The organism is Mucilaginibacter humi, from assembly GCF_013087555.1.
In genome coordinates, this window is sequence record NZ_JABFCR010000038.1 from 21,638 (window position 1) to 27,967 (window position 6,330).

The window sequence follows — 6,330 nt, forward strand, 5'->3', positions numbered from 1 at the left end:
TAAGCTACCGCTATGTCTCCTATCATTGAAATTAACGATCCCCGTTTATTTGATCCGCAAACCGTAATTATTGATGCGCGGGGTGGGCCAGATGCCTACCAGCGCTATTTAAACGGCCATTTGCCAAATGCTATTTTCGCCAGTTTGGATGATGATCTGGCCGCGCACCCGGACGACCCGGCTTATGGCGGCAGGCACCCGTTACCATCTCCCGCTGATTTTGCTGCCACGTTAACCCGCTGGGGCATTACTCCGCAAACTTTTGTTGTGGTATATGATGATAAAAGCGCGGCAATGGGCGGCGCACGCTTATGGTGGATGCTAAAGGCTATTGGCCATACCAATGTACAGGTTTTAAACGGCGGCTTGCAGGCGGCCATTAACGCGGCCATATCTTTAAGTACCGACGCGGTGCAACCCACGGCGGCTTCACAACCATATCCCACACCGGCCGAATATAAAGGCACCGTAAACATCGACGAGGCAGGTAAAGCTGCATTAAGCGATGATAAGGTGGTTATAGATGTACGCGAAAATGCCCGCTATTTAGGTCGTACTGAGCCGATAGATCTTGTAGCGGGACATATCCCCGGCGCTGTAAATTTATTTTATGCAGAGAATTTAGATGCTGAAGGGAAGTATAGGTCGCCGCGCGAATTGGCTGCACTTTATACCAATGCTATCGGTAATACCAAACCCAGCGACGTTATTGTTCACTGCGGATCGGGCGTTACAGCTTGCCATACTTTATTGGGGATGGCATATGCGGGTATAGAAGGGCCAAAGCTATATGTAGGGTCGTGGAGTGAATGGTCGAGGCGTGATTTACCGATCGGCACTGAAGAGATATAAATATAATATTACTGGCTGGGTTTTTGAGCATGTTGACACGTGAAAACATATAGACTGGAATTTGAGCATAACCTGCCCATCCCCTTAGCCGAAACACGGGACTTTTTTACCTCGCCTTTAAATCTTGCTAAACTAACACCACCTAAAATGGGGTTCGTGGTTACCTCGCCTTACGATGCTAACTCGAAGATATATGAAGGCATGATCATCACCTACAAAATAACCCCGCTGTTTGGTGTTAAAATGAATTGGATGACCGAGATAACCCATGTTAAAGACCAGCAATATTTTGTTGACGAACAACGCTTTGGGCCCTACGCCTTGTGGCACCACGAGCATCACTTTACCGAAATTAAAGGCGGTGTGCACATGAAGGATATCCTTAACTACGCCATCCCTTACAGTGTCATAGGCCGCATGGCCAACAAGTTGCTGGTAGCTAAACAGATTAAACAGATCTTTGATTATCGCACTAAAGCTATTAATGAATTGTTTGGGGTGTACAGGAAGTAATGTAAAACTTTGGATTACTTACAATACGTAGTTAAAGATTCTTTTGCTTCTCTTGATCCTAAGCCCGCGGCGATGGTAAAATCGGCACAGGCGCCTTTATCATTATTCATGATAATTTTTATTGTTCCGCGCTTAAAATACGCGGTTGCCGATTTGGGATTTAAGTTTATGGCCAGCGTATAGTTTTTAGCGCCGCTTCAAAGTTTTTTAAATTAAGCTCCGCATCGCCCCACAGGTTATATATATCTTCATTTGTAGGGTCAAGTAATAAGGCATAGTTAAAGTCATCCACCATGCGTTCGGCATCAGGTATAAAACTTTTAGCATAGGCCCGGTTAGCAAATACTTTAATATTGTCAAGGTTAATAAATATAGCGCTGTTATAATCGTCTACAGCGCCTTCATAGTCCTTAAGGGCTATTTTTATTGCCGCGCGTATAAAGTATGCCTCGTCATCGCTTTCGCGCTTCTTAATGGCTGTATTAATGTCTTTTAACGCGCCCTCAAAGTCGCCTAATTTTAATTTGCCGCTACCCCGGTTTTGGTAGGCTTCTACCGATGCTGTATCAAGCTCCGGGGCCTTGTTGTAATCAACCATAGCGTCCAGTACTCTGCCCAGGTTTTCTTTCGCGACACCCCGTTGTACATAAAAATTAGCCTTCGTTGGGTTGCTGTTAACCAAGGCATCAAAGAATACCAATGATTCTGTATAAAACTTGGCCTTTGCCATAGACTGCGCCAGGCGCCCATATAAATAATCATCTTTCGACCCGCTTTTGGCAACCTTTTTAAAATCCTCCAGCGCACCTGCACGGTCGCCCATTTTAAGGCGGGCATTACCGCGTCTTAAATAGTTTTCAGTACTTCCCGCGTTTATCTCAACGGCTTTATTATAATCGGCCGGGGCCTCTTTGAAGTTCTTCTGCATGGTTTTTACATCGCCACGTACCGCATACGGATAATCGTTATTAGGATTTAGCTGTAACGATTTGTTCAGGTCGGCCAGTGCCGCAAGGGTGTCACTCATCTTTAATTTGATGGTGGCGCGGGTAGTATATGCATAGCTATTGCTCTCGTCAAGGTCAATAGATTCGTTAACGTCATCCATTGCTTCAGCCAAACGGCTTATGTTAAATTTAGCATCGGCGCGGTTCTGGAAAAGCTCTGAGTTATCTGGTTTTAATTCTATGGCTTTATCAAAATCAGCTATAGCGCCTTCTCTGTCGCCTAAATTATTTTTTACTACACCATCATATTGATACAGCTCATAATTGCCGGGGTCCTGTTTTATTAACGTCGAAAAGTATTCCAAAGCCGCCTTATCGTCATGGTTATTAGATAGCGCATTAGCCGGTACCTATACACATATGGCTTTTTACGATCAAGGGCAATTGTTTGCTTGTAATCAGCAATTGCGGCGGTGTAATCCTTTAAGTTACTGTAAGCGTTGCCGCGATAAAAGAGCGCGTCGTTGTTTTTAGGGTCCATTGCAACAACCGTGTATAGTCGTCAATAGCGCCTTTATAATCGCCCAGGTTACCTTTTGAGTTTGCCCGGTAGAATATCAGGTCGGCATTTGAGGGGTCCAGTTTGGCGGCAATGTCATAGTCGGCAATGGCGCCTTTGTTGTTTTTTAAATTAGCCTTGGCCACACCCCGGTACTCAAATAAAGCCGGGTCTCTGGGGGTTATAGCAATAGCGCGGGTAAAATCTTCAATGGCCCCGGCATAATCCCCTAGGTTTGATTTCGCGTTGGCCCGGTAATGATACAGGTCGGCGTTTTTGGGTTCGAATGTAAGCGCTTTAGTGTAATCGGCCACTGCTTCGGCATAGGTACCATTGCCATTATTTGCGTTGCCGCGATAATAATAAGCAAACATATTTTTGGCCGATGGGTCAAGGTCGATAGATTTGGTATAATCTTTTATAGCCGCAGCATAATCTTTAAGCTCGGCATAAGCATTTGCCCGGTAAAAATAGATCCTGGCAGCACCGGGTGACAGGCCGATGGCCCGGGTAAAATCGGCAACGGCACCCTTAAAATTTTTAGCGCCGGCCTTGGTATTGCCTTGTTGTATGTATGTTTCCACGTCTTGCGCCATACAATAAACAGGTAGTAATAAAAGCAGGATAATTAATTTACGCATGATATAACCTGATATCTATATTAAAATGGCCTGACAATGATGGATGCCGAAGCGCTTGAGCCCTTGCCCGTATTGCGCCCGTTAATAAATGTACCTGCGCTAAGAAACATAGCAACACGCCGGTTAAACGAATAGCCATAGCTTAACGATACTGGTTAAAAGAAAAGTTTTTATTAGCAGCAGCATGGTTGGGATCATATCCGGCGCTTAAACTGCTGGTTGAATAAAAACCGCCTAACGATACCGAGAGCTGGTGCTTAAAGCGCTTATCTAATGTTAAGCCCGCGGTTACGGTGTACCTGTCCTGCAATGGGCCGCTGCTACCAAAATATTGCCGGATACCGTTCTCTACATTAAAGTAATAATTTTTGCCCCAAACTTTCCCGCTGCCCGCAAACGATGCCTTAAGTTCTGCACCTTGTTGCCCATAGCCCCAGGTTGATGTTATTTTGATACATAGGCGTTATAAAAGTGCCTTGTATAGTCAAATAATAGATATAATCAATATTAAATAAGTAATACCGGATACCCAGCTCCCAGGTCGGTAAAGCCATTGGTTTGGTTATTGTAGCCTGTACTATCTTTATAAACATTCATTACATAAGGTAATGAAGCAACTGCGGTAAAACGCTTGCTTATACCATATTCGGCATATAACGAGTAGCTGACCGACTTGAACTGGCCACCTGATGCAAACGGACTAAGCCTGCGTAATGAGTCCCAGCCCTTATTGGCAAAAAAGTAATTTACAGATGTAGACAGCAATAAACTGCGGGGCCGTACAGGGAAACCGCCTGCATAACTTTTACCTTGCAGGGTAGCAATAATAACCGCTGCTATAAAAATGTACTTTAAACGTATAGTTGTAAATTTCATATCCTATCATTAAAATAATGCAAAGGTGTCGCGCATCCAGCGGCCCTCTAAATTTTTGTAGGCTGTGCTTATCTCATGGCCTAAGTCTTTAAATACCATCATGCGTTTTTCGCCTTTTAGGTTATTAAATGCCGCATACTCATTGGCCGGTGGTGCAAATGGGTCAAGCAAACCAATACCCATAATGGTTGAGCATTTAATATCCGGGGCAAAATTTTTAGCGTCAAAATAGTCAAGATTATCCAATACTTTATCAAATGAAAGGCCGGGTTGCGTTCTGACATATTTAGTGATATCGCTTATTGGCCGGGTAACTGCGCCTACCAAACCCCTGATGTCGCAAAATATCGGGTTCTGTGCCGAACATAATCTAACCCGTTTATCCAAACTTGCCGTGGCCAGCGACAAAAAGCCACCCATACTACCACCCGATACCAGTATCTGGTCGTGCTTAAGCTCGTCCCTTGAATAAATAAAATCAATAGCGCGTAAACAATCGGCAATAACGCCGCGCATTACATATTTATTTTTATTCTCTACGCGATAAAATATAAACTCATCGCGGCGGGTATTTACCTTGCCGCGGCTGTTGCCCCTGGCCACGTACATTTAAAGTGATAATAGCCGGGTCATCATCAGTACCCATCATTGGCTCCAGGCTTACCCTGGTAGCCCGGCAGGCCCAGCAATACCGCAAATTTTTTATTCGGACTTTTACTGATGGGCACAGTAAGCCACCCCCGTATGGTCATGTCGCCCAGCGATTGCATTTCAAAAAGGTATACATGCCTGTTATCTTTGTCGAGCTTAGGCATGGCGGTAACTTTAAATTTAGGTTTTACTTTAGCCAGCTCCAACTTTACATTGTCCCAAAATGCATCAAAGTCTGCAGGTTTACCGCGCTTTGCCTCTATCTTTTCGGGGTGTACGCCAAAAACCCTGCGGGTTGTATCGTCATACTCGGTAACGTTTATCATAAAGTTAACTTTATAAAAGCCGGCGCCGTCGCCAGGTATTTCAAAGTTATATTTCTCAGTGCTGTTTTTAGGTATCTTAACTTTTATAGAATCCCGGTGAAATATCTTACCCATGCCGTTAGCTACTGTGTATGATACCTTTCCTTCCTGTGGGGTATTGGTGCCATTTTTTACCTCAAAAGTGTATTTGGCATTTTTATCAAATTCGGCATTTTTGTTAGCAGGAGTTAATATGGTTTCTACTTCGCCCTCATCTCCCGCGCCTTCCTCGTGCGCACGGGCCTTAGCTGCCGTTGTGTACATAATTTGTACACCGGCAAAGGCAATAACCAGCCAACATAGCTTTAGCCATCTCATTCTCTTTAAATTGTTTACTGTCGCTGTCATTAATATGCGGGTAGCAATTTCATCATTAGTATAACCCAAACTGATCATGCATCCGGGCATTTTCAAGTTCTATATATAGCGGACTAACATCATGCCCATAATCTCTGAATACCATTATTTTCTTATTCGTGGTCATGGTGTTAAATACTGTATAATCATTGGTGGGGGGTACGTAAGTATCTAATAAACCAATACTCATTAAAAATCTACATTTAATATTTGGTGCAAAATTCTTTACGTCAAAATAATCCAGGTTATCCAGTATTTTATCAAGTGTTAAGCCCGGCTGTGTTTTAAGATACATGTTGATTGATGTAATGATAGGCGTAGTTAAGGATATCCTTCATGTGCACACCGCGGGCTTAGGATCAAGAGAAGCAAAGAATCTTTAACTACGTATTGTAAGTAATCCAAAGTTTTACATTACTTCCTGTACACCCCAAACAATTCATTAATAGCTTTAGTGCGATAATCAAAGATCTGTTTAATCTGTTTAGCTACCAGCAACTTGTTGGCCATGCGGCCTATGACACTGTAAGGGATGGCGTAGTTAAGGATATCCTTCATGTGCACACCGC

General features: G+C 43.7%; 10 protein-coding genes. 2 read left to right on the forward strand and 8 right to left on the reverse strand.

Annotation, left to right across the window (positions count from 1 at the left end):
- Nucleotides 1-12: 12 nt before the first annotated feature.
- Complete coding sequence (locus HK413_RS09080) at nt 13-852, forward strand: sulfurtransferase (RefSeq protein WP_175269960.1); 840 nt, start codon at nt 13-15, stop codon at nt 850-852.
- Nucleotides 853-891: 39 nt separating this feature from the next.
- Complete coding sequence (locus tag HK413_RS09085) at nt 892-1,365, forward strand: SRPBCC family protein (RefSeq protein ID WP_175269961.1); 474 nt, start codon at nt 892-894, stop codon at nt 1,363-1,365.
- A gap of 166 nt (nt 1,366-1,531) precedes the next feature.
- On the opposite strand, the gene HK413_RS09090 is transcribed toward HK413_RS09085, so the two are convergent.
- The 8 genes from HK413_RS09090 to HK413_RS09125 all read right to left on the reverse strand — a co-directional run bounded on the left by HK413_RS09090 (nt 1,532) and on the right by HK413_RS09125 (nt 6,056).
- Nucleotides 1,532-2,677 carry a tetratricopeptide repeat protein gene (locus tag HK413_RS09090; protein ID WP_175269962.1) on the reverse strand — a complete coding sequence of 382 codons (1,146 nt, stop codon included), beginning with the start codon at nt 2,675-2,677 and terminating at the stop codon, nt 1,532-1,534.
- Nucleotides 2,656-2,853: a tetratricopeptide repeat protein gene (locus HK413_RS22180; RefSeq protein WP_175269963.1), complete on the reverse strand. Its 198-nt coding sequence runs from the start codon at nt 2,851-2,853 to the stop codon at nt 2,656-2,658. Before HK413_RS22180 ends, HK413_RS09090 begins: the two co-directional genes overlap by 22 nt.
- Nucleotides 2,796-3,455 carry a tetratricopeptide repeat protein gene (locus HK413_RS09100; RefSeq protein ID WP_175269964.1) on the reverse strand — a complete coding sequence of 220 codons (660 nt, stop codon included), beginning with the start codon at nt 3,453-3,455 and terminating at the stop codon, nt 2,796-2,798. The genes HK413_RS22180 and HK413_RS09100 overlap by 58 nt, the downstream gene beginning before the upstream one ends.
- A gap of 199 nt (nt 3,456-3,654) precedes the next feature.
- Nucleotides 3,655-3,822, reverse strand: coding sequence for a hypothetical protein (locus HK413_RS09105; RefSeq protein WP_175269965.1), 168 nt, complete (start codon nt 3,820-3,822; stop codon nt 3,655-3,657).
- A gap of 197 nt (nt 3,823-4,019) precedes the next feature.
- Entirely contained in the window at nt 4,020-4,388 is a 369-nt protein-coding gene (locus HK413_RS09110) for a hypothetical protein (RefSeq protein ID WP_175269966.1), read from the reverse strand.
- A gap of 9 nt (nt 4,389-4,397) precedes the next feature.
- Nucleotides 4,398-4,997, reverse strand: coding sequence for an acetylxylan esterase (locus tag HK413_RS19795; protein WP_175269967.1), 600 nt, complete (start codon nt 4,995-4,997; stop codon nt 4,398-4,400).
- A gap of 26 nt (nt 4,998-5,023) precedes the next feature.
- A complete protein-coding gene (locus HK413_RS19800; RefSeq protein WP_217452194.1) occupies nt 5,024-5,800 on the reverse strand; it encodes an acetylxylan esterase in 777 nt (258 codons plus the stop codon).
- On the reverse strand, nt 5,778-6,056 hold the full coding sequence (locus HK413_RS09125; protein WP_175269969.1) for an acetylxylan esterase: 279 nt from the start codon (nt 6,054-6,056) through the stop codon (nt 5,778-5,780). Before HK413_RS09125 ends, HK413_RS19800 begins: the two co-directional genes overlap by 23 nt.
- Between the last annotated feature and the right edge of the window lie 274 nt (nt 6,057-6,330).

Bases quoted from the DNA above. Each gene is read 5' to 3' on its own strand.
- HK413_RS09125 (WP_175269969.1), bottom strand. From the start codon at position 6,056: ATGTATCTTAAAACACAGCCGGGCTTAACACTTGATAAAATACTGGAT.
- HK413_RS09110 (WP_175269966.1), bottom strand. From the start codon at position 4,388: ATGAAATTTACAACTATACGTTTAAAGTACATTTTTATAGCAGCGGTT.
- HK413_RS09080 (WP_175269960.1), top strand. From the start codon at position 13: ATGTCTCCTATCATTGAAATTAACGATCCCCGTTTATTTGATCCGCAA.
- HK413_RS19800 (WP_217452194.1), bottom strand. From the start codon at position 5,800: ATGATCAGTTTGGGTTATACTAATGATGAAATTGCTACCCGCATATTA.
- HK413_RS19795 (WP_175269967.1), bottom strand. From the start codon at position 4,997: ATGTACGTGGCCAGGGGCAACAGCCGCGGCAAGGTAAATACCCGCCGC.
- HK413_RS22180 (WP_175269963.1), bottom strand. From the start codon at position 2,853: ATGGACCCTAAAAACAACGACGCGCTCTTTTATCGCGGCAACGCTTAC.